30 protein-coding genes and 1 other RNA gene are annotated in these 25361 nt (G+C 51.9%); 15 read left to right on the top strand and 16 right to left on the bottom strand.

Annotated elements, in window-relative coordinates; translation table 11 throughout:
- Positions 1–85: 85 nt before the first annotated feature.
- The 4 genes from ACGHTT_RS16600 to ACGHTT_RS16585 form a co-directional block, all read right to left on the bottom strand.
- Entirely contained in the window at positions 86–691 is a 606-nt protein-coding gene (locus tag ACGHTT_RS16600) for a 5-formyltetrahydrofolate cyclo-ligase (RefSeq protein WP_390592078.1), read from the bottom strand.
- 82 nt (positions 692–773) lie between these two features.
- A non-coding RNA gene (gene ssrS / locus ACGHTT_RS16595) (6S RNA) lies at positions 774–952 on the bottom strand.
- 38 nt (positions 953–990) lie between these two features.
- Positions 991–1287 (bottom strand): cell division protein ZapA, encoded by a 297-nt coding sequence (locus ACGHTT_RS16590; protein WP_390592077.1) that lies wholly within the window; start codon positions 1285–1287, stop codon positions 991–993.
- A 3-nt stretch (positions 1288–1290) separates the two neighbouring features.
- The gene (locus tag ACGHTT_RS16585; RefSeq protein ID WP_390592076.1) at positions 1291–1500 is read right to left on the bottom strand and encodes a TIGR02449 family protein; all 210 of its coding nucleotides are present in this window, start codon (positions 1498–1500) and stop codon (positions 1291–1293) included.
- 228 nt (positions 1501–1728) lie between these two features.
- Here ACGHTT_RS16585 and ACGHTT_RS16580 point away from each other — a divergent pair, with 228 nt between their 5' ends.
- The 8 genes from ACGHTT_RS16580 to ACGHTT_RS16545 all read left to right on the top strand — a co-directional run bounded on the left by ACGHTT_RS16580 (position 1729) and on the right by ACGHTT_RS16545 (position 8255).
- The gene (locus ACGHTT_RS16580; RefSeq protein ID WP_390592075.1) at positions 1729–2301 is read left to right on the top strand and encodes a UPF0149 family protein; all 573 of its coding nucleotides are present in this window, start codon (positions 1729–1731) and stop codon (positions 2299–2301) included.
- Positions 2302–2318: 17 nt separating this feature from the next.
- Entirely contained in the window at positions 2319–3665 is a 1347-nt protein-coding gene (gene pepP, locus ACGHTT_RS16575; protein WP_390592074.1) for a Xaa-Pro aminopeptidase, read from the top strand.
- A gap of 29 nt (positions 3666–3694) precedes the next feature.
- Positions 3695–4918, top strand: a complete 1224-nt coding sequence (locus ACGHTT_RS16570) for an FAD-dependent monooxygenase (RefSeq protein ID WP_390592073.1) — start codon at positions 3695–3697, stop codon at positions 4916–4918.
- A gap of 53 nt (positions 4919–4971) precedes the next feature.
- The gene (locus ACGHTT_RS16565; protein WP_390592072.1) at positions 4972–6210 is read left to right on the top strand and encodes an FAD-dependent monooxygenase; all 1239 of its coding nucleotides are present in this window, start codon (positions 4972–4974) and stop codon (positions 6208–6210) included.
- Positions 6211–6214: 4 nt separating this feature from the next.
- Positions 6215–6739, top strand: coding sequence for a PliI family lysozyme inhibitor of I-type lysozyme (locus tag ACGHTT_RS16560; RefSeq protein ID WP_390592071.1), 525 nt, complete (start codon positions 6215–6217; stop codon positions 6737–6739).
- Positions 6740–6767: 28 nt separating this feature from the next.
- Positions 6768–7268: a GNAT family N-acetyltransferase gene (locus tag ACGHTT_RS16555; RefSeq protein WP_390592070.1), complete on the top strand. Its 501-nt coding sequence runs from the start codon at positions 6768–6770 to the stop codon at positions 7266–7268.
- A gap of 88 nt (positions 7269–7356) precedes the next feature.
- On the top strand, positions 7357–7569 hold the full coding sequence (locus ACGHTT_RS16550; RefSeq protein WP_390592069.1) for an RNA-binding S4 domain-containing protein: 213 nt from the start codon (positions 7357–7359) through the stop codon (positions 7567–7569).
- A 197-nt stretch (positions 7570–7766) separates the two neighbouring features.
- Positions 7767–8255: a hypothetical protein gene (locus tag ACGHTT_RS16545; RefSeq protein WP_390592068.1), complete on the top strand. Its 489-nt coding sequence runs from the start codon at positions 7767–7769 to the stop codon at positions 8253–8255.
- A gap of 10 nt (positions 8256–8265) precedes the next feature.
- Here the strand turns inward: ACGHTT_RS16545 and ACGHTT_RS16540 are convergent, their stop codons facing one another.
- Positions 8266–8988: an acyltransferase gene (locus ACGHTT_RS16540; RefSeq protein ID WP_390592067.1), complete on the bottom strand. Its 723-nt coding sequence runs from the start codon at positions 8986–8988 to the stop codon at positions 8266–8268.
- A 128-nt stretch (positions 8989–9116) separates the two neighbouring features.
- Here ACGHTT_RS16540 and ACGHTT_RS16535 point away from each other — a divergent pair, with 128 nt between their 5' ends.
- Positions 9117–9740, top strand: a complete 624-nt coding sequence (locus ACGHTT_RS16535; protein WP_390592066.1) for a class I SAM-dependent methyltransferase — start codon at positions 9117–9119, stop codon at positions 9738–9740.
- Positions 9741–9743: 3 nt separating this feature from the next.
- Here the strand turns inward: ACGHTT_RS16535 and ACGHTT_RS16530 are convergent, their stop codons facing one another.
- The 5 genes from ACGHTT_RS16530 to ACGHTT_RS16510 form a co-directional block, all read right to left on the bottom strand.
- Positions 9744–10850, bottom strand: a complete 1107-nt coding sequence (locus tag ACGHTT_RS16530) for a prenyltransferase/squalene oxidase repeat-containing protein (RefSeq protein ID WP_390592065.1) — start codon at positions 10848–10850, stop codon at positions 9744–9746.
- A complete protein-coding gene (locus ACGHTT_RS16525) occupies positions 10847–11560 on the bottom strand; it encodes a class I SAM-dependent methyltransferase (RefSeq protein ID WP_390592064.1) in 714 nt (237 codons plus the stop codon). The genes ACGHTT_RS16530 and ACGHTT_RS16525 overlap by 4 nt, the downstream gene beginning before the upstream one ends.
- The gene (locus ACGHTT_RS16520; protein ID WP_390592063.1) at positions 11547–12881 is read right to left on the bottom strand and encodes a glycosyltransferase family 4 protein; all 1335 of its coding nucleotides are present in this window, start codon (positions 12879–12881) and stop codon (positions 11547–11549) included. The genes ACGHTT_RS16525 and ACGHTT_RS16520 overlap by 14 nt, the downstream gene beginning before the upstream one ends.
- 226 nt (positions 12882–13107) lie before the next feature.
- Positions 13108–15141: a TonB-dependent receptor gene (locus tag ACGHTT_RS16515; protein WP_390592061.1), complete on the bottom strand. Its 2034-nt coding sequence runs from the start codon at positions 15139–15141 to the stop codon at positions 13108–13110.
- A gap of 70 nt (positions 15142–15211) precedes the next feature.
- Positions 15212–15457: a hypothetical protein gene (locus ACGHTT_RS16510; protein ID WP_390592060.1), complete on the bottom strand. Its 246-nt coding sequence runs from the start codon at positions 15455–15457 to the stop codon at positions 15212–15214.
- A gap of 220 nt (positions 15458–15677) precedes the next feature.
- Here ACGHTT_RS16510 and ACGHTT_RS16505 point away from each other — a divergent pair, with 220 nt between their 5' ends.
- The 5 genes from ACGHTT_RS16505 to hisF all read left to right on the top strand — a co-directional run bounded on the left by ACGHTT_RS16505 (position 15678) and on the right by hisF (position 18886).
- The gene (locus tag ACGHTT_RS16505; RefSeq protein ID WP_390592058.1) at positions 15678–15992 is read left to right on the top strand and encodes an STAS domain-containing protein; all 315 of its coding nucleotides are present in this window, start codon (positions 15678–15680) and stop codon (positions 15990–15992) included.
- Positions 15993–16059: 67 nt separating this feature from the next.
- Positions 16060–16653, top strand: a complete 594-nt coding sequence (gene hisB / locus ACGHTT_RS16500) for an imidazoleglycerol-phosphate dehydratase HisB (RefSeq protein ID WP_290259301.1) — start codon at positions 16060–16062, stop codon at positions 16651–16653.
- Between the two features lie 2 nt (positions 16654–16655).
- Positions 16656–17306 (top strand): imidazole glycerol phosphate synthase subunit HisH, encoded by a 651-nt coding sequence (hisH, locus tag ACGHTT_RS16495; RefSeq protein WP_390592057.1) that lies wholly within the window; start codon positions 16656–16658, stop codon positions 17304–17306.
- Between the two features lie 31 nt (positions 17307–17337).
- Positions 17338–18072, top strand: a complete 735-nt coding sequence (gene hisA / locus ACGHTT_RS16490; protein ID WP_390592056.1) for a 1-(5-phosphoribosyl)-5-[(5-phosphoribosylamino)methylideneamino]imidazole-4-carboxamide isomerase — start codon at positions 17338–17340, stop codon at positions 18070–18072.
- Positions 18073–18112: 40 nt separating this feature from the next.
- On the top strand, positions 18113–18886 hold the full coding sequence (gene hisF, locus ACGHTT_RS16485; protein WP_390592055.1) for an imidazole glycerol phosphate synthase subunit HisF: 774 nt from the start codon (positions 18113–18115) through the stop codon (positions 18884–18886).
- Between the two features lie 196 nt (positions 18887–19082).
- On the opposite strand, the gene ACGHTT_RS16480 is transcribed toward hisF, so the two are convergent.
- The 6 genes from ACGHTT_RS16480 to gpmM all read right to left on the bottom strand — a co-directional run bounded on the left by ACGHTT_RS16480 (position 19083) and on the right by gpmM (position 24773).
- Positions 19083–19310: a DUF6316 family protein gene (locus ACGHTT_RS16480; RefSeq protein WP_390592054.1), complete on the bottom strand. Its 228-nt coding sequence runs from the start codon at positions 19308–19310 to the stop codon at positions 19083–19085.
- Between the two features lie 257 nt (positions 19311–19567).
- Positions 19568–20425, bottom strand: a complete 858-nt coding sequence (locus tag ACGHTT_RS16475; RefSeq protein ID WP_390592053.1) for a divergent polysaccharide deacetylase family protein — start codon at positions 20423–20425, stop codon at positions 19568–19570.
- Positions 20406–21842, bottom strand: coding sequence for a S41 family peptidase (locus ACGHTT_RS16470; protein WP_390592052.1), 1437 nt, complete (start codon positions 21840–21842; stop codon positions 20406–20408). Before ACGHTT_RS16470 ends, ACGHTT_RS16475 begins: the two co-directional genes overlap by 20 nt.
- Positions 21843–21983: 141 nt before the next feature.
- On the bottom strand, positions 21984–22787 hold the full coding sequence (locus ACGHTT_RS16465; RefSeq protein WP_390592051.1) for a murein hydrolase activator EnvC family protein: 804 nt from the start codon (positions 22785–22787) through the stop codon (positions 21984–21986).
- A 74-nt stretch (positions 22788–22861) separates the two neighbouring features.
- Positions 22862–23125: a hypothetical protein gene (locus ACGHTT_RS16460; protein WP_390592050.1), complete on the bottom strand. Its 264-nt coding sequence runs from the start codon at positions 23123–23125 to the stop codon at positions 22862–22864.
- 91 nt (positions 23126–23216) lie between these two features.
- Entirely contained in the window at positions 23217–24773 is a 1557-nt protein-coding gene (gpmM, locus tag ACGHTT_RS16455; RefSeq protein WP_390592049.1) for a 2,3-bisphosphoglycerate-independent phosphoglycerate mutase, read from the bottom strand.
- Positions 24774–24945: 172 nt separating this feature from the next.
- Here gpmM and ACGHTT_RS16450 point away from each other — a divergent pair, with 172 nt between their 5' ends.
- On the top strand, positions 24946–25353 hold the full coding sequence (locus ACGHTT_RS16450; protein ID WP_390592048.1) for a rhodanese-like domain-containing protein: 408 nt from the start codon (positions 24946–24948) through the stop codon (positions 25351–25353).
- Positions 25354–25361 lie beyond the last annotated feature (8 nt).

Below are 25361 nucleotides of genomic sequence, written 5' to 3'. Positions count from 1 at the left end.
AAATGGGGTAATAGCGGGTCTAAGTTATATCGGCTTCAAGCGCGATAACTTAATGCGCCGACTGTCAGTATAGGCACGGCCTAGCTCAGTTGCCGATTAAACGGAGGGCTTTGTCGGTTGCAATGGCGGCGAGTGGAATATCCCAACTGTCGCCGTGCAGGGCGGTTACCTGCTGGCATTGATGGGCTAGGCCGATGCGGCGCCGACAGGGCTTGGGCCGGCCTTGCACCGTCGCGAGTGTGCGGTCGTAGTAGCCGCCACCCATACCGAGTCTGTTACCGCGAAGATCGAAACCCACCAACGGTAACAGGATGAGGTCTAGTAGCCAGGCGGGCCTAGCGCGCGCACCTAGGGCTGGTTCGACAATGTGGTATTTGTTTAACGTGAGTCGGGTACCGGCTTTGATGGTGCGAAATTGAAGTTTTCCGCTGGGTAGGACCACTGGCAGGTAACATTTTTTCCCCAAGGCGAGCGCTAACGCTAACAGGGGGGCTGGGTCTATTTCGCCATCGCTGGGTAGATAAAAGGCGATGTGTTTGGCTTGCCGAAACCAAAGGTGCTGGCTGATGTGTTGAGCGAGACAGGCTGCGGCGCGTTTTTGTTGAGCAGGGGTAAGTGAGCGTCTTAACTGGCGCAATTGTTGGCGCAGCTGTTTTTTTCGATCGCTGGGGGTGGTTTGGTTATTAATCATAGGAGAGTCGCTCTGCCTATCTTGGCCAAACCCGTGTGAGACCTATCTTAATAGGTTGCGAAATTAATAAACAACGCATGATTAGGACCCCGAGAATGCCGTAGCCGGTTCGGCCTTGAACCCGACGGTTCAAGGTGGCGGAATCTGTGGCGCATTAGGCTTTCCGACGCGCGGACGTGCACACCAACACCAGCAAGACTCCGCCGGTTGCAAATTTATCGGCTCGAGGACTTACCGAACAAACGAACATCTCAGGGAGGTGTGAAGTTTAACGTAAAAACCAGCGTTAGAAATAGAATTTATTCGAATTGCGCTAAGGTTTTATCGAGCCGGCTTAGCAGCGGGGTTAAATCGGGGGTTGCATTCGCAGCGCCTGACTTACTGGATTGAATCAGCTCGTGACTCAGGTTCAGTGCCGCCATGACTGCAATGCGCTCCAAGCCAATAACATGCCCTGAGGCGCGTATATCGCGCATGCGCTCATCGAGCTGTTTAGCGGCATCCTGCAAGGCTGCGCGCTCTTCGGGCGGGCAGGCTACCTGATACTCTCGGTCTAAAATGCGTACAAGCACGGCGTTGCCGGATGGTTTACTCATGGCTTAGCCCTCAGCTTCCAAACTTTTCAAGCGCTTGATCATGGCTTCTACCCGCGTGCGAGCCAATTCATTTTTTTCGACCAGTCGGAGCTTTTCTTGTTGCCAAGTGGCTTCACGGGCTTTAAGCCCTGCATTTTCCCGATCTAAGCGTTGGCACAGCTCGATGAGCTGATTTAGCTTGGCTTCTAATTGGGCTAACTGTGTTGCGGCCATGAGTAACTCTTGCAGTTTGGGCAGTGTAATAATCGACCACTATATGCACGGGATAGGCGAGGGTCAATCATTGTTGAAGTAAATTCTAGTTGATGTGAGCTAGGTTGCGGTAAACAAACAAGTTTTTAGTTAAAAAGTTGCAAATTAGATCGCCGCTTTGTGCGTCGTCAATAAAGCCTAGTGGGCAATCGTGATAGCATTGGCGCCAGTGAGTATTAGGAAGCATCCATGAGCCCTCAAGACCCGTCCAAAAATAGTCCGGCCTTACCCGATTTTGACGATTTCGCCGATTTATTGCTGCAATGTAATTCACTTGCTAGCCCTACCGATTTACAAGGTGTGGTGTGCGGGCGCCTCAGCGCTGGCGCAGCGCTCGAGCATCCTCAATGGTATGAACTCGCCAAGCAATTAATGGATGTGGAAAACCTCGACCCGTTAATCACCGAGGCGTTGGATGCGTTGTTGAGCGCGACTAGAGCGGAGTTAAAAGGTGACGGTTTCAGTTTGGATTTGCTGCTGCCGAGTGATCACATCGAACTCGACATGCGCGTGCAATCGCTGGCCGGTTGGTGCAGTAGCTTCTTGCATGGTTTTGGTGGCGGCGGCATTAAGGGCAACCAAACGTTTTCCGCTGACGCGGCTGAAGCGTTGCGTGATATAGCGGCTTTGGCGCAAATAGAAGCAGATGCAGAGTCGAGCGCCGAGGAGGCCGAGGCCAATTATTTGGAGGTGGTGGAATATCTTCGCGTAGCGGTGTTGACCTTGTATATCGAGTTCGCCGCTAAGTCTCAACTTCATTAACCCTAGTTCGGTCGAGTATGGCTATCAGTAAAACGGAATTTGCCAGGCGCCGGGATAACCTCATGGCGATGATGGAGCCCAACAGCATCGCGATTGTGCCCACTGCCAGCGTTAAGATTCGCAGCCGAGATATTGAGTACCCATTTCGACCGGATAGTAACTTTTTATACCTCACGGGTTTTGTTGAGCCCGAGGCGGTTTTGGTGTTGTTGCCCGGTCGCAGTCATGGCCAGTTTGTCTTGTTTTGCCGCGAGCGCAACCCCGAGCGAGAAATTTGGGACGGCATTCGCGCGGGTCCCGACGGAGTGTTGGCTAGTCACGGTGCCGACGATGCTTTTCCCATCGATGATATCGACGATATTTTGCCGGGTTTAATTGAAGGCCGTGATCGCGTTTACTATGCCATGGGCCGCGATCCGTTGTTTGATCGTAGGGTCATGAATTGGATCAATGTTATTCGCGAGAACGTTGGTAGTGGCGCTGTGCCGCCGGGCGAATTTTTAGATCTGGATCATCTGCTGCACGACATGCGCTTATATAAAAGTGCGGCGGAAATTCGGTTGCTGAAAACTGCGTGCGAGATATCCGCCGCCGCCCATTGTCGAGCGATGAAAGCGTGCGCGCCCGGCATGATGGAATATGCACTCGAGGCCGAATTAGTTTACGAATTTACCCGCAACGGCGCGCGTGCGCCGGCCTACCCAAGCATAGTTGGCGGCGGTAGAAATGCCTGTGTTTTGCATTACATCGATAATCACAGTGTGTTGCGCGATGGCGACTTGGTGCTCATGGATGCCGGTTGCGAATATCAAGGCTACGCCGCCGATATTACTCGCACCTTTCCTGTGAGTGGCGTGTTTAGTCCTGCGCAAAAACAGTTATACGAACTCGTGTTGCAAGTTCAGTTAAAGGCGATTGAAACTTTAAAGCCGGGTGGGCACTGGAACCAAGCGCACGAGACGTCTGTGCAGGTCATGGTCGAAGGCTTAGTCGGCTTGGGAATATTAACGGGTGAGCCGGAAAAACTTATCTCGTCTGGTGCCTATAAAGCATTTTATATGCATCGCATCGGTCATTGGTTAGGCATGGATGTACACGATGTAGGCGATTACCGCATTGGCGATCAGTGGCGGGTGCTCGAACCGGGTATGGTGTTGACCGTAGAGCCAGGTATTTATATTCACCCAGACGACGATAGAGTCGCAAAAAAATGGCGCGGGCTCGCCATTCGCATTGAGGACGATGTGTTGATTACTAAGCATGGCTGCGAGGTATTGAGCGCCGGGGTGCCAAAAACCTGTAGCGACATCGAACAGCTAATGGCCAGTGCAAGAATAAAAGGGCCGCAGCGGGCGTTGCTTTAACGTGTGCGGCTTTGATGAAAGGAAATGTGATGACAGTTGCTAGGGTTCAGGCGCAAGACAGCGCTACATTTGATCACGATGTCGCGATTGTGGGTGCTGGCATGGTGGGAATTACCGCCGCCTTATTGTTGGCAAAAAGGTTGCCGACTTTAGCTGTTGCGCTATTTGATCAGTACCCCCTAGCGCCACGGCAAGAGCCTTTTCAGCCAAGCTTTGATCAGCGCGCCACCGCGATAGCTGCGGGCAGTTTAGAGGTGTTAGCTGAATTACATGTGCCGCAACAGTTGCAAGCCGTGAGCGGAAAAATTAACAGGGTGCATGTATCGGATAAAGGCCATTGGTCAGGTACATCCTTTAGCGCTGATAAGTTGATGCTGGAACAATTGGGTTTGGTCGTTCCCAATGCGGCGTTGGGTGAATGTTTAATGGCGCAGTTAGCAGCGTCTGCGGTGTCTCGCATCGCACCTATTGGGGTCGAGCGCGTGGTGGCAATCAAGGGCGGCTATAGTATCGAGACGGCCGATAAAACGTATACCGCGCGACTATTAATTTTAGCCGATGGTGCCAGTGATACGTTTAAAAAGCAGTTGGGCATTGGTTCGTCGCGCACTGAGTATCGACAAAGCGCCGTTATTGCCAACGTGCGTTGCGAAAAAAATCACAATGGCGTCGCCTATGAGCGCTTCACCGCTGATGGGCCCATGGCGATGTTACCTTTGGCCGACCCGAAAGTGATGGCGCTGGTGTGGACTTTGAGCGATCAAGATCGATACCTAGCCGACTTGTCTGATACGGAGTTTCTTTTTCAAGCACAGCGTCGATTTGGCGATCGCTTGGGTAATTTTGTTGCCCTCAGCAAACGCGATATTTATCCCTTGGCTTTAGTGGAGGCGCGGGAGCAGGTGCGAGCGCATTTAGTGTTGTTGGGTAACGCAGCACATTTTCTGCATCCCGTTGCTGGCCAAGGTTTTAATTTGTCTGTCCGCGATACGGTGGCGCTGGTTGACGCTATTGAACAGAGCGTTAAGAGCAGTGGCATAGAGGCGTTAGGCCACTTATCCTGCTTGCTTGACTATCAGGCGAAGCGCGGCACAGATCAATGGTTGACCACGCAGTACAGTCATCAGCTGGTGAACTGGTTTAGCAGTGATCATTGGCTTCACTACATACCGCGCCAGTCGGCCATGATGCTGTTAAATAGCTTGCCCTGGTTGAAACAGTGGGTCGCCAATCAATCTATGGGGCGAGCATAAGTACAGGATGAAATATATTGTGAATCTCGATCGCCAAGCTAAGGTCAAGGGCCATGCCTGAAAAAACAGCTAGCTTTGATCTTGTCATCGTGGGTGCGGGTTTAGTGGGCGCCTTGGTTGCTCTGCTGTTAGCTCGCCAACAACCGCAGCTGCGCATTGCCGTAATAGAGGCGGCTGACAGGCTGACGGACTTCGATGCGTCCGGTTTCGACCCGCGCGTGGTCGCGCTCACCCAAACGTCTGTTTCGGCGCTAGAAACGTTGGGGATTTGGTCAAAACTGCAGACGCAGCGTGTTTGTGCCTATCGAGAAATGGACGTCTGGGATGCAGAGGGCACGGGAAGAATTCATTTCGATGCTCAAGCGTCACAACAAAAGCAACTGGGCTTTATTGTTGAGAATTCTCTATTGGTGATGCATCTGCAACAAGCAATGAGCTATGCCCCCAATGTCGTGTTGATGTTAGGCGCAAAAGTGAAAAATTTTACGCCACCTAAAATGACAGCGGAAGAAACATTCTCTCATACTCAGTTGACGTTGGAGACAGAGCAAGTCATTTCCGGGCAGCTCGTTTTGGCGGCTGATGGTGCCAACTCCCAAATGCGACGGTTAGCGCAGATGGCAACGCGTGAATGGGATTATGGTCATAGCGCTATTGTCACAACGATAAAAACCGAAAAGCCCCATGGTTTTACTGCCCGGCAGCGCTTTATGAGCGACGGCCCCTTGGCTTTTCTACCTTTGCAACAAGCGGCCAAGGCCGAACAAGATGAATTTCAATGTTCTATTGTCTGGTCTATTGAAACTGAAAAAGCTCAGCAGTTAATGGCGTTAAGCGATGATGCCTTTTGTGCGCAATTAACTCGCCGTTCAGAAGCTTGCCTTGGCCAAGTGTTAAGTATTGACCAACGTTTTTGTATTCCCTTGCGGCAGCGTCACGCACTGGCGTACTTTGTGCCGGGCTTGGTGTTGTTGGGTGATGCGGCGCACACGATTCATCCACTGGCGGGGCAAGGAGTGAATATCGGTATTAAAGATGCGTTGGCGCTAACCGATGAACTGCGCCGGGCGCTGCAGCGCGGCTTGCCCATCGCGCACATGGCGACCCTGCGCCGATATCAGCGAGCGCGCAAAGCCGAAAATTTAATGATGATGTTGGGTATGGAGGGGTTTAAACAATTATTTGCATCCGATTCTATACTGTTGCGCTGGTTGAGAAATGAAGGTGTGCGCCAGGTGGATCGCCAATCTTTACTTAAAAATGCACTCGTTAACAAAGTCCTTGGAGGGTAGATCGATGAAAATACGTTGCGTGGTAATGTTGTTGATCAGTATGTGTCTTGTTGCATGTGACTCAGGTGAGCCCACGCCAGTTGAATTAAACAGCGAGAAGTTTTTAGTCTGGGGAGAGGGTGTCGGAGTTGTCGTAGAGGAGGGGCGCGGCGAGCCCAAAAGTATTGGCAGTTACAGTGTTCGGGTTTACCAAAATAGCGACCAAGGCAACATGCGTGATTTTTTTGTCACCGGTTTAATCTTCGCGCGCGATGGTTTCCTAAAACAGGCAGAGCTGGCCGATATTGACGACGACGGACAATTGGATCTGGTAGTAGTATTTGAAAGCGCCGGCAGCGGTAGTTACGTAACCGCTCATGCTTGGCGCTTCGTTGATGATAAGCTAAGTTCGATTGCTATTGTAGAGGGCTTGGCGGTTGGCGCGGATGTCAATGCGGCATTAAAGACACAAATTAAAGCATTGAATGCGCTTGAGCCGGAAGATGATTCGAGGCAGCTGCCACTTTTTCCTGAGGCAAATGAGCAGTGAAGGACATAGTGAAATTAAGGTTGCAGAAATGAATATCCGACGTGACGATGTTTGTCGGATCCGCAAGGTGAATTACGGCGACCCAGAGCAAATGCTCATTCTGTTAAACTTGCTCGACGCCTATGCCTGTGACGCAATGGGTGGTGGCGAACCATTGGCAGATCATGTGCGCATCGAATTACCGGCGCTGTTGCGGGCGACACCACATGCGGTAAGTTTCATTGCCTTTATTGGTGCTGAGGCAGTCGGGCTTATTAACGGCTTTGAGACCGTTTCTACTTTTGCGGCGAAACGTCTTATTAATATTCACGATTTGGCTGTACTGAGTACTGCCCGCGGTAAAGGTGTTGCGACACAGCTGATGCAAGCCATGGAGGATCATGCCCACGCTCGGCAGTGCTGCAAGCTGACGCTTGAGGTGTTAACAGGAAACCAACAGGCAAATGCGCTCTATACGTCAATGGGTTATCGACAGTACGAGCTGGATCCGAAGATGGGCCAAGCGGTATTTTTACAGAAAAAACTGTAGTTTTCATTTTGGTGCTGAGACGTCTATTTAGGTCTGGGCGCTTTGTTTGTTCGAATGTATTTATGCCGGCGAGCATTGAGGATAAGTGATGAGAGATGTGTTAATTACCAAACAGCCCGTTGAGCTTTATAAAATATTGAAGTTTGAAGGCATTGCCTCGAGTGGTGCGGAAGCGAAGATGATGGTCGCAGACGGTGCCGTGTTGGTAAACGGTGAGGTGGAAACGCGAAAGCGTCGGCAAATCAACGCCGGTGATTTACTGTCGGTGGCTGATGATGATATTCGCATTGTACTCGGTTAGTTATTAAGTTAGTGATTCTCTACAGCATGAAACGCGTATAACAATAATTGGAGCCTGGCATGTTCAACCCTTTGTGGCGTTTTTTGGCCATTCGTAGACTTTTTTTTCGCAAGAACTCTTACCTAAAACTTTCCGGGTGGTTGGAGTCTTGCCGCCGGGGCTATCCATGCGATATGACGGGCGCACCGCGACCCTGGATGAATTACGCTATTGTCCATTTTCTTGAAGAGCGCCTGAATAAAAATCATACCTTGTTTGAATACGGTAGCGGTTATTCAACGCTCTTCTACGCGGCGCGAGTGGCAAAAGTTGAGTCGATAGAAAATAGTACTTACTGGTATGAGCACATGGCAAGTCAAGTGCCGGCCAATGCCAGCGTTTCGCTCGTACCGGCCGATATTGATGGCGCTTACTGTCGCAGTATTTTGCGGTTAGATAATAGCTACGATGTCATCGTGATCGATGGCCGAGACAGGGCCAATTGTCTGCTGCAAAGTTTGAGCAAATTATCGCCATCCGGTGTTGTTATCTTGGATGATTCGAGCCGTGAACGCTACCAGACTTTGATTGCTAAAGCGGTCGAGCAGGGGTTTCGTTTTTTACATTTCGAGGGTTTGAAGCCCACCGCCACCGGTTTGCATCGCAGCACAATATTTTATCGCTCGGATAATTGTTTCAATATCTAACGGTGCTGAACTAGTCGGTTTTGTTAGGAAAAAAAACCGACCTTAACCAATTGATCCAGCCATTGTTACCGAGTACGTATTTGTCCAGTAGTGCTTGGTTTTGATAATAGTGTTCAGTGTCCGTAAAAAGTGTTTCGCGCGTCAACATTTTTCGATTCGGATTTAACTGTTTTACAGGCCTAGCGGGGTTGCCGGCTACAACGGTGTTTGCCGGCACGTCTCTAGTGACCACGGAGCCTGCACCAACGACACTATTGTCCCCAATACTGACGCCTTTACAAATAATGGCGCTATCGCCAATCCAAACATTCTTTCCTAACGATACGGGTTTGCTGCAGCGAAATGGACGGGTTCTGTTGTAGAGCCCGTGCCAATCGCTGTCTGATATATAGACGTTCGCCGCTAGCATACAGCTGTCGCCAATGTGTATAGATATGTTGGATGAGATACGCACGCCAGGTGAGATTAAAACAAAATCGCCGATATAAATTTCACCCGCCCCTTGTTTACCTGACCAGCAAGTCAATTGCACTGGGTTGCTGCGGGCGGAAATAATATGGGTACAGCGACCGAGATTGATGCCTGCGCCAAACACACTGATTGACCAAGGAGATATCGCTTGCAGGCCATCGCCACAGCGGTCAAATTGGGGCTCGAGAAAGCGCTTGGTATAGTGGCGATTGAGCGTATTACTTAACCACTTGAGTGCGTAGGGTCTGTTGTTTTTACGCATAATGCATATCTGTTCGAATTTGGCTTTAGTTTACAGCAAAGAACCTAGATTCGCGGCAACTTGTTGTTTTTCTCATATCTGAATGTTGTAAACTAGTGCGACTATAAACAGTCAGCTTTGAGTTTTCTATGCACTTGATACACAGCAGCGATTTTGACATCCAATCGGTAAAAGGTTTTCTAGCCGATGATGAAGGCGAAGGACTTTATCAATTAGCCTTGACCGCAGGTGCAATGGGGCCGTGTTTAGAAGTGGGCTCCTATTGTGGAAAATCTACGGTGTATTTGGGCGCTGCCTGCCAGGCCAATCAACAAACACTGTTCGCCGTTGATCACCACCGTGGCTCCGAGGAGCATCAGTTGGGTGAGGAATACCATGATCCTGAGTTATACGATGATCAGGTCGAAAAGATGGATAGTTTTCGCACATTTCGAGATACTCTGAGCCGAGCAAAGTTAGAAGATACTGTGGTGCCGATCGTTGCCTCTTCTGCCGTTGCCGGCAGGCATTGGGCAACGCCCTTGGCGCTGGTATTTATCGATGGTGGTCACGCGTTGGCAACGGCGCTATCGGACTATCGGCGTTGGGCGAGCCACGTCATGCCCGGCGGCTTGTTACTCATTCACGATATTTTTCCCAATCCCGACGATGGTGGCCAAGCGCCTTATGATATTTATAAGTTGGCGCTGGCGTCCGGTTTATTCGAGCCGTTACCTACGATCAATACCTTAGGCGTTTTGCGCAGGCTTTGATTATTAATCAGCGCGGAGCGCTTTGGCTGCACTGCGTTGATTTTTTTGCCGAAGGTTTAGAGCAGCGTCGATGTAGGTTATGTCGCTATTTTCGGTAAACAGTTTTGCTGCGGCTGTGTGTTCGGTTAGCGCATCAGCGGCAAGTAAAATTGCGCCGCTAGTCCAGGTGGTTTTTTCTTCCGGCCAAACAACCTTGTCGCGAAATTGGTAGCCCATCCAATAACCGCCATCGGTATCTAAAAATTGGTGTAGCCAGCTGTATAAATTAACTGCGCGGGCGTGGTCACCAATGGCCAATAGTGCCATGGTTAACTCACAACTTTCAGCGATAGTAACCCAGGGTTCATCGGCTACGCAGCGGCACCCTAAGCCCTTTTCGACGAACTCGTGCCAGCGGTTGTTAATGCGGGTCACGGCTTCATCGCCGGTAATAACGCCAGTGAGAACCGGATAGAACCAATCCATGGAGTAGCGCGCTTTGCTTTCCCACGTGCGATCGAAGCGCTCGGGTTTCTGTTTTAAGCAAGTGACAATGTTTGCCCTTGCAGATTGCCAATGAGCCGTCGGGTGACCGAGTGTGTGGGCAATATTAATCGCGCACTCGAGACTTTTTGCAATAGAACTGTTGGCGGTAATGAGGGCGTCGCCTAAACCTTTGCCTTGTTCGTCGACGGCCCAGTCGATTTCGCCCTGCGCGCTCTGATAGCGCAAAACAAACGCAATAGCCTTGGCAACCATTGGCCAATGTAGGGCGAGGAAGTGGTTATCTTTAGCGATGAGGTAGTGGTGCCAAATACCGGTTGCAACGTAGGCGACGAAATTGGTTTCGCGCTTGTCCTTGCACACCGGTTGATTGTCTTTGTAGTGGTTCCACCAGCTGCCGTCATCCAGTTGCTGGTTGGCTAACCATTGGTAGGCTTTTTCGGCCGCGCTAAACTCACCGGCAATGGAAAGCCCCATCGCTGCCTCCGTGTGATCCCAGGGGTCGGCTTTGTCACCGCGATACCAAGGGATACAGCCGTCTTCAAATTGCTGTTTGAGTATGTAGTCAACAGTGGGTTGTAGTAGCGCCTTGGGGTAGCGGCCTTTTTGTAGTAATAGCGATGTCACACAGTGTCCTCTGTGTGGTAATACATCACCACACTTTTCCCCATGATAGGGTTTAATAGTTTTTCTAAGGTTTGAGTCAGCCAGGGTTTCTGCATCAAGTCCCAAACCAATAGTTTGTGATACCAGCGAATTAATCGCGATTGGTCTTGCTGGTGCCAGAGCGCGCACTTTAGCCACCAAAAAGGTGAGTGTAGTGCGTGCGCCCAATGGCGTCGATAGCGCTTGAATCCGAAATTTTCTATATCGCGATTGAGCGTTTGACTGTCGAAAATGCGCAGGTGGCCACCTTCAACTTGGTGGTAGGCGCTGCTAAGCGACCAGCAAATTTTTTCCGGCCAGGCGCGCGGCACGCTGATGGCAAGTGTGCCGCCGGGCTTTAAAATACGTTGAATTTCCATAAGTGCACCTTGGTAATCAGGTAGGTGCTCTAGAACTTCGCTGCAAATTATTTTGTCAAAACAGCGATCGGGAAAAGGCAGCTTTAGTGCGTCGGCGCATTGTAAATGAAAGCTCTTGGCTGTCGAATTCTCGGCGAAAGGTTGTTGCCGCTGTTGTGCTATGGCCAGATCGCTGGGATTCAAGTCAACCGCAAAAACATCGATATTGCCGGCAATGTAGGCGTTGATTGCGTGTCGGCCCTCGCCACAGCCGAGATCCAACAGGCGGTCGCCGTCTTTGAGTGGAAAATGTTTAAAATCAACGGTGAGCATGGCGTCTGACCTTTTGCGCCGCTGCTGCGGGTGTGAGAATGTTTCGATAGTAGGTGGTCAATTCGGTGGCAACTTTGTGCCAGCTGAAGTTTTCCTCGATACGTCTGCGCGCTTTTTCGCTCAGCATCTGGCGCAAGGCGGGCTTGTCAAACAGTTGTGATAACGCTTGCGTAATCGCCATGGCATCCCCGGCCGGCACGCTGAGCGCGGCATCCCCGACCACTTCTGGAATAGCGCCGCCATCGGTAGCCACTAGAGGGAGTGCGCATGCCATGGCCTCGCCCGCCGGTAAACCAAAGCCTTCATAGAGCGAAGGCACCACGGCAACTTGCGCGCTGTTATATTGGTCGACTAGCTCTGCGGTGGTAATGCCGGAGATGAAATTCACGTGCTTTTCTAATGCCAGTTTTTGCAATAGTTTTTCTGTATCGCCGCCGGCATGCAGTTTACCGATAACGGTGAGTGTGATCTCTGGGTAGTGGGTCTTTAGATTGGCGATAGCTTGCAGCAGAAATCTTAAGCCTTTTAGCGGTTGGTCTGCTGATGCGGTACTAATGATTTTGTACGCTTGCTTGTTAATGGCAGGGTTCGGTTTAAACACTTCGGTATCGATACCGTTATGCATTAAATTGATACTGGCCACTGGCCGCTCAAAGGCCTGTGCAATATCTTGTCGTGATTGCTCTGAAACAGTGACAATGTGGTTGAGCTTTTGCACCACGCGCTTTTGCATTTTTAAGAAGTAATGCCAGCGTTTGATGAGTAATCGCATGCCCCAATTATCTTCGGCCGCGAGTTTAATTTCTAAGTCGCGGGTAATGGGATGATGCACGGTTGCAACCACGGGCAAGCCGCGCTTTTGAATGTCTAGCAGGCCCCAAGCTAGGCATTGATTGTCGTGCACAATGTCGTATTGATGGCCGTGGCGTTTTAAATATTTCGCCACGCGGCGACCAAAGGTATAGGGCTCGGCAAAGCCGCCGGTGAGCTTACTGCACCACTCGAAGGTGTCTGTGTAACTGGTTAAATGTTTGAGCTTTAGCGCGCGCGTTGGGTCCTCGACGGCGAACAAGTCTAGGCTGGGCAATTTAATCAGCTTCACCCCGTCGATCACTTCTGGGTAGGGCGGGCCCGAAATAACATCCACCTGATGGCCTAGCGCCAACAGTGCTTTGCTCAAGTAGTGCAAGTAAATGCCTTGGCCGCCCACAAAGGGGTGCGAGCGATAGCCCAGCAGGCAAATGTGCAAACTGGGTTGGCCGTCGCTGGCCAGTGCTTGAGCTGCGTCTATTTGGGTTTGAGCCAGTGTTTTTGCATTCATAACGCGGTATCGGCAATAGTGTCCGGAGAGATTATAGGGAAACGCTGGCTGAGCCAATAATGACTCATTATAGAGAGCGGGTCAGGTTATTATAGAGAGCGGGCAGGTCTGAGCCAACTAAGAAGGACGACTTAGGGGTCATATGGCTCCTAAGTCGTCGAGTGGGTTGGTTGGGGAGTTGAAAGCGCGGTTGATCGAGACCTCAACCGCGCTATTGAGCGCTTGATTAAAAGGACAATCTGGCGCCCAGCTCCACTGAGCGGCCGGGCTCAGGCGCATAAGCCCGTAAGAACGAGCTGGCATTGCGAATCTCGGCATTGGTGAGGTTATTGCCTTTGATAAACAGCAAAACGTCCTGCTCGCCCACGTTTACATTGCGGCTGGCGCTCATATCGATGCGATTATGGCTGTCTACTGCAAATTCGCCCTCGCCTGGGTGCTTTTGCTCGCTCACGGCGGTGGCGCGCAGGTCGAGCTGCCACTGGTCGTCTTGGTAATTGACGCCTATCCCAGCTCTCGGAGGTGTTATACGCGGCACATCGCCGCCGCTATCGAGCTTGGCGCGCACAGCGTCGGCAAAGGCCTGCACCTGCCATTGATTATTGAGCGGCAGAGTGAGCTGTATTTCTGCGCCGTAAAATGTCGCCGCCTCTTGGTCATAGGCATAGACCGGTAGCTCGTCGATCATCAGGCCGGTGTTGGCTTTATAAATAAAGTTATCGATGGCGTTGTTGAAAACATTGAGCTCAAGATGCACAGGGCCCTCGTAGTGGTAGCCAATTTCAGTGTTGATACTGGTTTCCGGCTTCAAATCGTTATTACCCACGACGTAATTTTGCTCGGCAAGGTGCGCACCGAGGGAGAAGAGTTCTTCTACTGATGGCGCCCGCTGAGCTCGCGCCAAGCTAAAGGTTAGGTGTTGGGCATCGGTGATGTGCCAATGTGCCGCGCCTGACAGGCTGTAGGTATTGAAGCTGCGCTTGCTCTGCTCATCGGGGGCAATGGCGTTGTACTCAGCCCGTGCGCCCAGTTCGAAAACCCAATTGGCGCGATTGAATTCTTCTAGCGCAAAAAAACCTAGGTTATCGATATCCGAGCGGGGGATGAAGGCTTCCTCACCGATGGCTGCAAAATCCCGAATGCCGGCTTGGATGCCGAATGCGCCTCGCTGATCTTCCGAGTCTGTGTGGATGACTTCGGCTCGGCCTTCCCACGCGCGGTTTTGGAACTTGGTGCCGGCCTCATGGCCTTCGAGTTCGGTGTGCTCGTAATCGTTATAGGCCAAGCGGTAACTAAGCTTTTCGATCCAGGGCGCTAGGCCGTTTTGCTCACCCTTTAGGTCATACCGGGTTTGCTCGAGGTCGATCCGTACAAAGGCCTCTTCTTCGTGGTCTGGGTCAGGATCTGCATCGTCGTGCTCGTGACCGCCCGGGGGGATACCGTAATTATTGTTGAGTTGGCTGATCGAAAGCCCGATAAACCCCGAGTCATTAAACCAGCTAGCGCCGGCGCTGAAAGACTCGGCCTGCGCGTCGGTATTCTCGATAAGCCCTTTGTGTTCGTCCTCTTCCATGTCGGGTGATTCGTGGCTTTCTTCGGCATGGGCGTAACCTGGAATTTCAACGTTTTGGCTATCGCGCAGTACGCCATCTAGGTGCCAAGCAATTTGATCAGAGCCGCCCTCTAGCATACCAACAGCAACTTTCTGCTCGTTAACGCTTTGGTAGCGTGCTTCGATTGCGCCTTCAATGCCATTTATGCGCGCATTTGGAATGCGGTTGTCGATCACATTCACCACCCCGCCGATGGCGTCGTTGCCAAAGCGCAGCGTGGCAGGGCCGCGCAACACTTCAATGCGCTCGGCTAACAATGGCTCTACGGAATTGGCGTGATCGGGACTGGCGCTGGCAGCATCCATGGTACCTAGCTGGTTTTGCATGACTTTGACGCGGTTGGCGCTCTGGCCGCGAATAACCGGTGCGCCTACACCTGGTCCGAAGGATGCTGAGCTCATGCCGGGTTGATCGTTTAAGGTCTCGCCGAGGGTGCTGGCGGCCTTGCGGCGCAGCTCGTCGCTGCTTAATACGGCAGCTGGTTGGCTCAAAGTATCGCCATTTTTTGCCAGTGGCGAGGCGGTAGTCACAACCTCTTCGATGGCGGCCGATAGGGTTAATGGGGTCAGGCTGAGGCCGAGTAACAAGGTAGTGGCGAAGTGTTGTCGGGTCAGGAACTGTTGGCCTGAAAATGGGAACTTAATCATGCGGAAATACTCCAAAAACCAAGGCCCGGAGGCTTGGCTGTCGATAATGTCTAATGTTTTTTTGCGTGGATTACGCGGCGACAGGAGTAGTTGTAGGTGGGTCGCGCTTGCCGCGCTTTTCTAGCTGGCGAAGGTGGCGAAAATAGGGTGTTGTTTCCTGCCAAGAGTCTGTGGCAGGTGTTTCAAGTACCGGCACCTCTTCGCCACAGGCCAGAACTGGCGAGTGCTGACATAAGTAGCAGTCGGTCTGAAAGGTCTGGTGGTCGTGTTGCGTCTCAACTGCCTGAGCAAATACCAAGCATAAGCTGAGTGCCATAAAGGCAAGCTTAAGGTGCTTGATGCTGTTGAGTCGGCGCCACATAGGGTATTTACAGTTTGGGTAGAAGGCCAATAGTGTAATTCGGCCGAGCCCATTTGACCATGGCTGGGTGTTTTTGCCGTTGGCGGTACCGGTTAAAGCGACTAATATTGGAGATGAGTTGATGTATCCCTTTAGTCAAATCGCCTCGCAGCGTCCTGTGAGGCCAAGGAATCAGATGACAGCGGAAGTAACGGTAGAGTGCCCTTCTGAGCACGAATTAGTGATTCGTGTCTCGGGTCGTTTGGGGCTAAATGCACATCATGACTTTCGTCAGGCCTATATGCCGCATGTGCGAGGTTTAACCAAGTGTGAAGTGAATCTACAGGGTTGCACCGGTATCGATAGCTCCGGAATGGCTATATTACTCATTCTTCGCGATCAGGCTAAGCTCGAGCCCGAGCAATTTTCGATAACCCATTGCAACCCAGAAGTGTATAAAGTGCTTGGATATGCCAATTTCGATCAAATATTTACCGTCAAAGCGCTTTAGCGGCGCTGGGCAGCCTAAGCCTCAACCTATATAATCCCCGCTCCCGAAAACCAGCCATTGGAGTCCCATGGTGGAGCGCACCGCTACAGTCAGCCGCGATACGCTGGAAACACAAATCTCTGTGAGCCTGAATCTCGATGGCAAAGGTCAGGGTAAATTCGATACTGGCGTGCCCTTTCTCGAGCACATGATGGATCAAATTGCCCGTCATGGCATGATCGATCTGGATGTTACCTGCAAGGGCGATACCCATATAGACGACCACCATTCAGTTGAAGATATCGGCATTACCATCGGCCAAGCCATTGCCAAAGCCGTTGGCGATAAAAAAGGTATTCGCCGCTATGGTCATGCTTATGTGCCCTTAGATGAAGCCTTGTCGCGCGTGGTTATCGATTTCTCTGGTCGCCCTGGTTTGGTGATGGATATTCCCTTTACCCAAAAACGCATCGGTCAATTTGATACCGAGTTGTTCTGGGAGTTTTTTCAAGGCTTTGTCAATCACGCGCAAGTGACATTGCATGTGGATACTTTGCGTGGCTTTAACGCCCATCACCAAATTGAAACGGTGTTTAAAGCTTTCGGTCGAGCCTTGCGCATGGCGCTTGAGTTGGACCCGAGAATGGCAGGTCAAATGCCATCGACCAAAGGCACGCTCTGAGCATGGCGGGGCAAACCATTGCGGTTATCGACTACGGCATGGGTAATTTGCATTCCGTATCGAGTGCGTTATCGCATGTGTCGCCGAACGCAAATGTGATTGTTACCTCAGACCCAGCCTTGGTCGCGAGTGCGGACCGTGTGGTTTTCCCCGGTGTGGGTGCCATTCGCGATTGCATGGCAGAAATACGCCGGCTAGGTTTCGATCAGTTAATGCGCGGCCAAGTGGCAAGTGGCAAGCCTGTGCTCGGTGTTTGTGTTGGTATGCAGGCACTGATGAGCCATAGCGAAGAAAACGCCGGCGTTGATTGTATCGATCTTCTTGAGGGCCGCGTTCGCTTTTTTGGCGAACCGCTCTTGGAGGCGGACGGCACCCGATTGAAAGTCCCGCACATGGGCTGGAATCAAGTGCAACAGTCGGCGCACCCGCTCTGGTCGGGGATCGAAAACGGCGCTCGTTTTTATTTTGTGCACTCCTATTACGTGCAAGCGCAGGATCGAAATTTGGTAGTTGGCCGCTGCCATTACGGCGTCGATTGCGATGTCGCTTTAGCACGAGATAATTTGTTCGCCGTGCAATTTCATCCCGAGAAAAGCCATACAGCCGGTTTGCAGCTATTGCGCAATTTTGTGCAGTGGGACGGCAAACAGTAATTTTTTTGCTTAAAATTAGTTAGGACATCCCATGTTAATTATTCCCGCCATTGATCTCAAAGACGGCCAGTGTGTTCGCCTGCGTCAAGGTTTGATGGATGACTCCACCGTGTTTTCCGATGACCCCGTTGCTGTAGCGGCACAGTGGGTGGAGCAGGGTTGCCGACGTTTACACTTAGTCGATCTCAATGGCGCTTTCGAAGGTAAGCCCGTTAATGGAGAAGTTGTTACCGCTATTGCCAAGGCCTACCCGAACCTACCGATTCAAATAGGCGGTGGCATTCGCAGTGCCGATATTATTGAAGCCTATTTAACTGCAGGCGTTAACTACGTCATCATTGGCACAAAGGCGGTTAAAGAACCGCAATTTGTCACTGACATGTGCAAACAGTTTCCCGGTCACATTATTGTTGGCTTAGACGCCAAAGATGGCTTGGTGGCAACAGATGGTTGGGCTGAAGTGTCTGATGTTAAGGCCACGGAGCTCGCTAAGCGCTTCGAAGCCGATGGCGTTGAATCCATCATTTACACTGATATAGCCCGCGATGGCATGATGCAAGGTGTCAACGTCGAGCAAACCTTGGCGATGGCTCAGGCCTCAACCATTCCGGTTATCGCCTCTGGCGGTATTACCAATATGGATGACATTCGCGCCCTGAACGCCGTGTCAAAACAAGGCATTTGCGGCGCGATTACCGGCCGAGCGATTTATGAAGGCAGCTTGAATATGGCTGAGGCACAGCGCTACTGCGATAACAATGCTTGATCTGTATTTGAAGACAACGGCGGTTGATTAGGAAAAACTCATGGCGCTGGCAAAGAGAATTATTCCCTGCTTAGACGTGGAAAATGGACGGGTTGTTAAGGGCGTTCAATTTTTGGATATTCGCGATGCCGGCGATCCTGTGGAAGTGGCTCGGCGCTACAATGCTGCCGGCGCAGATGAAATTACCTTTCTCGATATTACCGCGAGTCATGAAGAGCGCGAAACCACAGTTCACACCGTGGAGGCCATCGCCTCGGAAGTGTTTATTCCCTTAACCGTGGGCGGTGGTATTCGCAAGGTCGACGACATTCGGCGCATGCTTAATGCTGGAGCCGACAAGGTCTCGATTAATTCGGCGGCCGTTTTTAATCCCGACTTTGTTAAGGCCGCTTCAGACCGTTTCGGCGCACAATGTATTGTGGTGGCCATAGACGCGAAATGTGTGTCGAAACTAGGTGAAGTGCCGCGCTGGGAAATATTTACCCACGGTGGACGCAAGCCAACGGGTATCGATGCGGTGGCGTGGGCCGTGCGCATGGCAGAATATGGCGCCGGTGAAATTTTACTCACGAGCATGGATCAAGATGGCATGAAAAACGGTTTTGATCTTGGGGTAACGCGCGCCATTAGCGATGCCGTGCCCGTGCCTGTTATCGCCTCTGGTGGCGTGGGTAATTTGCAGCACTTAGTGGATGGCGTTAAGCAAGGTGGTGCGGATGCCGTCCTCGCCGCGAGTATTTTTCACTTCGGCGAATATACCGTTGCTGAAGCGAAGCAATTTATGGCTGCGCAGGGCGTTGAAGTCCGCCTTTAACGGCGAGTGCTCAGCTGGCGGGGATCAAAGCGGTTCATGTGGGTTTATTAAAACGTAAGATGGTGTAAGGGCTTAGGGCCGATTCAGCGCTTGCTGTGGCTGACGAAGTGTGTCGCAAGTGGCTAAGACTATCGCATTATTCAAGACGCAGAAAAGCCGCGCGTTAGTTACGCGCAGCTTTGAGACGTGAATTATTTTAAGCGGCGTGGCGGCCGTAGCGTTCCAGGGTTGGAATCAGTGGTGCGCCGGCACCCATAATGAAATCGATAAACTCCGTGGCGCCAACACGTGCCTCGTCGAGACTATCAAACGGGCCTATGGCCACACCTTCGCGCGTGTTGTAATACCAGTAGTCATCTTTCTTGAAAAAGCGTTCCTGGCGTGTGGAAACGAATCCTTGTTCACCTAATCTCTGCACAGTCATAATATTGCCTTATCGTCCTGTTTGATCCGCCTTCTAGCGCGATCTTTCCCTCGAGCGAGGGGCCTAAACTTCTAGTTTCGAGAATTCTCTGTTCACCTTAGACCACTGCGTGTTGGATTGGTTTCTGAATTTAACGACCTTTTGCATGAAAAATAAGCAGGTTCTATTGTTTTCATCCAATCAACGAGCCTAAGTTTATCGAATCAATACGGAATTTCTTATATCAATTGGGAGTAAGGTTAGGCTGTTTTTATGGGTTACTTGCTTAATCCCTGTAGCCACGGGCGATTGCTGGCGCTCGCCTGACTGAATATGTGAACTGGGTCACGCTTGTTGTGTGACAGTTCTCTCAGTAATGTGGACGAAGGTACCACTTCGACCCTGTTGGCTAACAGGGGAAGGTGACTTTTTAAGGCGGCATAGGTTTCCGGGTAGGGGTGCCCAATGGCGATGGCGCTGCCATGCCTTTCTGCTAACGCGACCGCCTTTTCCAGTTGCGCGACTATCGCGCTGACGCTCTGTTCGTTATCGAGGAATATGTCTCTCTTGGCCGTTTGTAGGCCGGCTTTTTTCGCCTGCTCGAAAGCCACGCTTTGGGCGCTGGTTCGGCTGTCGATAAAGAATAGCTTCTGCGCTGCCAGTGCTTTCATCACGGCGGCCATCGCGGGCTCTAATTCGGTTAGCCTGCTGCCCATGTGGTTATTGAGGCCGCTCGCCTTTGGGTAGCTGGCCAAATGGGTTGCGATCAGCTCGGTAATGCGATCGGGCCGCATGTTTAACGGAATACCGCCAGGGTCGAGCTTGGCATTTGTTTGGGTAGCCATGGGAATGTGTAGCATCACCTCTTTGCCTCTGATCCAGGCGAGCTCAGTCAGTTCTTTAGCGTAGGGCGATTTGGGCAGCACCGAAAATGTCAGTTCGTATTGCAGGGCGATGAGTTTCTGCGCGTTGTCACGGTTATAGCCAATGTCGTCGATGACAATAGCTAATCTTGGTTTAGGGTCGTATTGGCTGGGCGCGGCATGGCCGGCGGGGAAGAGAGTGGCCCCCAGCGCCAATGGCGCTAGCCACTGGCGGCAGAGGGACACTAGCGAATTAGCGCTCTTTTTTGTCATTCGCGCTTATGACGGTGCTGTTGGTTGCCTTAATGAGAGGCGACGACTTGCCAAATAGTTTGTGACTCTTCAGTAGGTTGATGGCTTCGAATAATTGGTTGTCGTTTTCCAGTAGCTCCTGCGACGCTTTCTGCGCGGAAGAGCGCTCGCTCGCCTTGCTCTCTTCGCCGCCGTTGCCGTTATCTAAATGCCCGGTCAGGTCGGCTTCGGTTACGCTTGCGCGCGGGCGAATAGCCGTCAACTTAGCGCGCTCGACGGTAATGTCTGGGATGATACCTTGCGCTTGAATCGAGCGGCCGCCCGGCGTGAAGTATAGGGCCGTCGTCAACTTGATGGCGCTTTCGTCGCTGATGGGAATGACGGTCTGGACCGAGCCCTTGCCAAAACTCTGCGTGCCAAGAATGACTGCTCGGTGGTGGTCTTGCAGTGCGCCGGCAACAATTTCAGAAGCCGATGCCGAGCCGTCGTTTATCAGCACCACGATAGGCAAGCCATTTAACATGTCGCCTTGGGTAGCGGTAAAACGGTTGTCGGCATTTTCTATTCGACCCTCTGTGTAAACAATGAGGCCCTCATTAATAAACGCATCCACTACTTCCACCGACGCCTGTAAAACGCCGCCAGGGTTGTTGCGTAGATCCAGTACCAAGCCCTCGATGGGCTTGCTCGGGTCTTTTTGCAATTTGGCGATGGCATCGATCATGTCTTTGCCGGTGCTTAATTGAAATTGCGCAATACGCACGTAGGCAAAATTTTCATCCATGCGGCGGGCGCGAACACTTTTTACTTTGATGGCGTCGCGCGTCAGTTTGAACTCTAAGGGTTTGGTTTCGCCCTCGCGCACGATGGTCACGTCTATTTTGCTGCCTTTAGGGCCGCGCATGGCTTTTACCGCATCATTGAGATCCATGCCTTTCACGGTTTTACCATCGAGCTTGATGATCAGGTCGCCGGCTTCGATGCCGGCCTTGGCGGCTGGGGTATCGTCCATGGGTGAAATGACTTTAACGAAGCCGTCCTCCATGCCCACTTCGATACCCAAACCACCAAACTCGCCGGTGGTGTTCATTTGAAGGTCGTCGAAGGAGGTGGCATCTAGGTAGGCCGAGTGCGGATCTAGCTCGGAGAGCATGCCTTTAATCGCATACTCTAACAGTTTGCGGTCGGTGATTTCTTCCACATAACCTTGGTGAATATGATCGTACACTTTGGTGAAGGTGCGCAGGTCATCCAATGGCAGCAGGCCCTGTTCTTTTGCAGCGGTTTTTGCGGTCGGAGTTTTTGCCGCCGGCGTTGCAGTGTCTTGGTCCGCTGCGAAGCTAGAACCAGTACCCATGAGTAAGCAGAGGCTGGCGGCTACAAAAACAGGGGTAAGGCGAAGGGCACGAAAAGAACGTGTCGCGCTTGGGTACTTCATGAAAGGTTTGCTCCTGCGAAAATAGTCGCCACGTCAAATAATTTACCTAGTGTAATGCATGCGCGCCGGCTTTGTTCAGTAGCTGACAATAAATTGCCACTGAAGTTCTGGTTAGTATTGGCCAACGCGGCGAAATGTAGTTTAACCGCGGCACCATTGCGCTGGGTTGATGGGTTTACCTTTGTGGCGAATCTCAAAATAGAGATTTGCTTGCTCTAAACCGCCGCTGTTGCCAACCCGTGCAACCACTTCGCCGTCGGAGACCCAGTCCCCCGTTTCTTTGAACAGGGCTTGATTGTGCGCATAAAGGCTCAGGTAGTTGTCGCCGTGATCGATAATAAGCAGCATGCCTTGGCCGCGCATATATTCCGAAAATACCACGCGGCCTTGGTGGATGGCTTTGACATCCCTACCTTCGGGCGCGTCTATCACTACACCTTGCCAGCGCAGTCGATTACCGGCGCGGGCACTGCCAAAGGTCGAGGCGATGCGGCCTTTAGTTGGCCAGCCCATTTTACCTTTGCGTGCGCTGAAAGGCTGGCCCGGCATCCCGAGTGCGACATCGCTGAGCTGGCGCACGACTTCGGAAAGTATTTTTTCCAAATGCGCGCGGTCGGCAGCGGAGCGTTGCAACTGCGCATCTTTCGCCTCGATACTGGCGTTGATCCGGGCTAAGGTTTTCTTGCGCTCAGCTTGTGATGCTTTTAGTGACTGATGTTTTTGATTCAGGCTTGATTGGCTGCGCGCGAGTAAATCAGCTTGTTGGGAAATTTCGGGTTCGAGCTGTTCTAAGTTCGCGAGTGTGGCTTGGTAGCGGTCGATGTGGGCTTTGCGGTTGTTGAGCAGCGCGGCGTTGTAGTAAGCCATGCGCGACAGTAAGGCGGGGTCGTTTTGACTGAGCAACAGCTGTAGTTGGCTTGGGGTGCCAGCCTTATAGGCTGCCACCACTTGCTGGCTAAATTGCTGTTGCTGCTGCGCTTTTGCTTGCGTTAAAGACTGTTGCTGCGACTTTAACTCACTCAGCTTTTTTTTTGCGCCGCTAGCTCTGCGTTGATGCGCTCGATGTTTTTCAACAGATCGGCGATCTCGCTTTCGTTGCGCTTCAACTCCACATTTAGGCTGTCGCGACTACTCTTGGCGGTATCTAATTCGCCTTGTAGTTTTTTGATCATGGTTTGCAGCTCTTCCAATTTGGCTTGGTAGGCCGCTTGATCTTGCGCGTACAGGGTGGGGCTTAAGCTAACAGTGAGGGCGAAAAGTGCCGCGACCAGTGCTTTCATCATGTTTTAGGAACCCAGTTAACCGTCTACAGGAGTCGAAATGACTTTCAGGCGCTCAGCATAAAATGCTCTGCGCCTGAAAGCCAGCCAAGGCTTAATTAAATGTGACCAAGCTCTTGCCGGTCATTTCCGCCGGTTGCGCTAGGCCCATAAGGCTAAGCATGGTGGGCGCGACATCGGCCAGTGAACCTCCGTCTTGCATGGTTAGTTTGCGCTCGCCAACATACAGGAAGGGCACCGGCAGCGTGGTGTGTTGTGTGCTTACTTGGCCGGAAACGGGGTCAAACATTTCCTCCACGTTGCCGTGGTCAGCGGTAATAAGGGCCTCGCCACCGGCTTTGAGTACGGCTTGAACGACACTATTGATTGCATCGTCAATTACCTCAACGGCTTTTACTGCGGCTTCGAAGACGCCCGAGTGACCCACTTGATCGCAGTTGGCGTAGTTGCAAATGATGGCATCAAAGGTGTTCGACTCGATCGCCGCCACCAGCTTTTCGGTGACTTCTGCGGCGCTCATTTCCGGCGCCAAATCGTAGGTGGCAACTTTCGGTGAGGGCACGAGAATGCGCTCTTCGCCGGCATAGAGCGCTTCTTGGCCGCCGCTGAAAAAGAAAGTGACGTGGGCGTATTTTTCAGTTTCGGCGATACGCAGTTGGGTTTTACCCTGCTTGGCTAGGTATTCGCCCATGGAGTTAGCCATCGATTCAGGCGGGAAGGCGCAGGGCACCTTAATGTCGGCTGCATATTCGGTAGTCATCACAAAGTCAGACAGCGCTGGTACCAGTTCGCGCTCGAAGCCATCGAAGTCCGGTTCGACGAAGGCGCGGGTTATTTCGCGCGCGCGGTCGGGGCGGAAGTTCATAAAAATAAGAGCGTCGCCGTCGTTCACGGTGGCAACTTCTTGGCCTTCGGCGACAATTACGGTGGCTTTGACGAACTCGTCATTTTCATCGCGGGCGTAGGCGGCACGTAGCCCACTTACTGCATCGTCGGCGTCGAATTCTGCGGCACCTAAGGTCATCAGATCGTAGGCGGCTTGAACTCTGTCCCAGCGATTGTCGCGATCTAGCGCGAAGAAGCGACCGATGATGCTTGCCACGCGGCCCACGCCCAGCGCATTAAACTTTTCTTGTGCTGTTTTGAGCGAGGCCTCGGCGCTGCGCGGCGGCGTATCGCGACCGTCGAGCATGGCGTGCAAGTAAATTTCCTTGGCGCCGCGTTTAGCGGCTAACTCCATCATGGCGAAAATGTGGTCTTCGTGGCTGTGCACGCCGCCGGCTGACAGCAGGCCCATGATATGTACCGCCTTGCCTTGGCTCACGGCTTTATCGATGGCCGCGCAGTACGCTGGGTTGGTAAAAAAATCGCCGTCGCTGATGGCTTTATTAACGCGAGTGAAACTCTGGTAAACCACGCGGCCCGCGCCTAGGGTCATGTGGCCTACTTCGCTGTTGCCCATTTGGCCTTCGGGTAGGCCAACCGCTAGGCCAGAGGTGCCGATCAAGGTTTTCGGGTTGTTGGCCCAAAGCTTATCCCAAACCGGGGTTTTGGCAGCTTTAATAGCATTGTGTTCGGTGCTTTCTGAATAACCAAAGCCATCGAGGATGACCAGTACCAGTGGTTTTTTCGCTACAGCATTTGCGGACATGGAGTTAGAGCCTGTGAGTCATTGATTTTTTGTGCCGCAATTCTACCCTGTGGCGGGTGACAACTCTATGTGCGTGGCGATTATGACGGCTTGAATGACGCGCATTCCATGCTTTTTCAAGTTCGAATCGCTATACTGGCGCGCTTGCGAGTACCTAGGCTAAGGAATATCTGTGGATATCATTATTTTTCTCACCGAGCAGTGGTTGCTCGTGTCTCTCATGTGTGTGTTGGTTTACATCTATCTTTGGCGTGAAAAGTCAAAGGCGGGTACGTCTTTATCTGTACATCAGGTAACGGCACTGGTGAATAAGGGCGGGTCGGTTTTGATCGATATTCGCGATGCGGCGGAGTTCAAAGTGGGTCACATTGTGGACGCTATCAACATTCCGCACAGCAAGGTCGAAAAGCAGCTGTCTGATTTCGCTAAATTCAAAGATAAAACCATCATCTTGGTCGATAAAATGGGCCAGCATACGGGTAACGCTGGGCGGTTATTGCGCGCTCACGGCTACGATGTGGTGCGTTTGGATGGCGGTATTGCCGATTGGCAGGGGCAAAATTTACCCCTTGTTAAGTAATAAACTGT

It is taken from the genome of Simiduia litorea (assembly GCF_042853465.1).
GTDB lineage: Bacteria > Pseudomonadota > Gammaproteobacteria > Pseudomonadales > Cellvibrionaceae > Simiduia > Simiduia litorea.
This window is presented reverse-complemented; position numbering and strand designations above follow the sequence as displayed.

What these genes read in the sequence shown, in the direction of transcription:
- ACGHTT_RS16600 (WP_390592078.1), bottom strand. Translation starts at nt 691, where the DNA reads ATGATTAATAACCAAACCACCCCCAGCGATCGAAAAAAACAGCTGCGC.
- ACGHTT_RS16590 (WP_390592077.1), bottom strand. Translation starts at nt 1,287, where the DNA reads ATGAGTAAACCATCCGGCAACGCCGTGCTTGTACGCATTTTAGACCGA.
- ACGHTT_RS16585 (WP_390592076.1), bottom strand. Translation starts at nt 1,500, where the DNA reads ATGGCCGCAACACAGTTAGCCCAATTAGAAGCCAAGCTAAATCAGCTC.
- ACGHTT_RS16580 (WP_390592075.1), top strand. Translation starts at nt 1,729, where the DNA reads ATGAGCCCTCAAGACCCGTCCAAAAATAGTCCGGCCTTACCCGATTTT.
- pepP (WP_390592074.1), top strand. Translation starts at nt 2,319, where the DNA reads ATGGCTATCAGTAAAACGGAATTTGCCAGGCGCCGGGATAACCTCATG.
- ACGHTT_RS16570 (WP_390592073.1), top strand. Translation starts at nt 3,695, where the DNA reads ATGACAGTTGCTAGGGTTCAGGCGCAAGACAGCGCTACATTTGATCAC.
- ACGHTT_RS16565 (WP_390592072.1), top strand. Translation starts at nt 4,972, where the DNA reads ATGCCTGAAAAAACAGCTAGCTTTGATCTTGTCATCGTGGGTGCGGGT.
- ACGHTT_RS16560 (WP_390592071.1), top strand. Translation starts at nt 6,215, where the DNA reads ATGAAAATACGTTGCGTGGTAATGTTGTTGATCAGTATGTGTCTTGTT.
- ACGHTT_RS16555 (WP_390592070.1), top strand. Translation starts at nt 6,768, where the DNA reads ATGAATATCCGACGTGACGATGTTTGTCGGATCCGCAAGGTGAATTAC.
- ACGHTT_RS16550 (WP_390592069.1), top strand. Translation starts at nt 7,357, where the DNA reads ATGAGAGATGTGTTAATTACCAAACAGCCCGTTGAGCTTTATAAAATA.
- ACGHTT_RS16545 (WP_390592068.1), top strand. Translation starts at nt 7,767, where the DNA reads ATGAATTACGCTATTGTCCATTTTCTTGAAGAGCGCCTGAATAAAAAT.
- ACGHTT_RS16540 (WP_390592067.1), bottom strand. Translation starts at nt 8,988, where the DNA reads ATGCGTAAAAACAACAGACCCTACGCACTCAAGTGGTTAAGTAATACG.
- ACGHTT_RS16535 (WP_390592066.1), top strand. Translation starts at nt 9,117, where the DNA reads ATGCACTTGATACACAGCAGCGATTTTGACATCCAATCGGTAAAAGGT.
- ACGHTT_RS16525 (WP_390592064.1), bottom strand. Translation starts at nt 11,560, where the DNA reads ATGCTCACCGTTGATTTTAAACATTTTCCACTCAAAGACGGCGACCGC.
- ACGHTT_RS16520 (WP_390592063.1), bottom strand. Translation starts at nt 12,881, where the DNA reads ATGAATGCAAAAACACTGGCTCAAACCCAAATAGACGCAGCTCAAGCA.
- ACGHTT_RS16515 (WP_390592061.1), bottom strand. Translation starts at nt 15,141, where the DNA reads ATGATTAAGTTCCCATTTTCAGGCCAACAGTTCCTGACCCGACAACAC.
- ACGHTT_RS16510 (WP_390592060.1), bottom strand. Translation starts at nt 15,457, where the DNA reads ATGGCACTCAGCTTATGCTTGGTATTTGCTCAGGCAGTTGAGACGCAA.
- ACGHTT_RS16505 (WP_390592058.1), top strand. Translation starts at nt 15,678, where the DNA reads ATGACAGCGGAAGTAACGGTAGAGTGCCCTTCTGAGCACGAATTAGTG.
- hisB (WP_290259301.1), top strand. Translation starts at nt 16,060, where the DNA reads ATGGTGGAGCGCACCGCTACAGTCAGCCGCGATACGCTGGAAACACAA.
- hisH (WP_390592057.1), top strand. Translation starts at nt 16,656, where the DNA reads ATGGCGGGGCAAACCATTGCGGTTATCGACTACGGCATGGGTAATTTG.
- hisA (WP_390592056.1), top strand. Translation starts at nt 17,338, where the DNA reads ATGTTAATTATTCCCGCCATTGATCTCAAAGACGGCCAGTGTGTTCGC.
- hisF (WP_390592055.1), top strand. Translation starts at nt 18,113, where the DNA reads ATGGCGCTGGCAAAGAGAATTATTCCCTGCTTAGACGTGGAAAATGGA.
- ACGHTT_RS16480 (WP_390592054.1), bottom strand. Translation starts at nt 19,310, where the DNA reads ATGACTGTGCAGAGATTAGGTGAACAAGGATTCGTTTCCACACGCCAG.
- ACGHTT_RS16475 (WP_390592053.1), bottom strand. Translation starts at nt 20,425, where the DNA reads ATGACAAAAAAGAGCGCTAATTCGCTAGTGTCCCTCTGCCGCCAGTGG.
- ACGHTT_RS16470 (WP_390592052.1), bottom strand. Translation starts at nt 21,842, where the DNA reads ATGAAGTACCCAAGCGCGACACGTTCTTTTCGTGCCCTTCGCCTTACC.
- ACGHTT_RS16460 (WP_390592050.1), bottom strand. Translation starts at nt 23,125, where the DNA reads ATGATGAAAGCACTGGTCGCGGCACTTTTCGCCCTCACTGTTAGCTTA.
- gpmM (WP_390592049.1), bottom strand. Translation starts at nt 24,773, where the DNA reads ATGTCCGCAAATGCTGTAGCGAAAAAACCACTGGTACTGGTCATCCTC.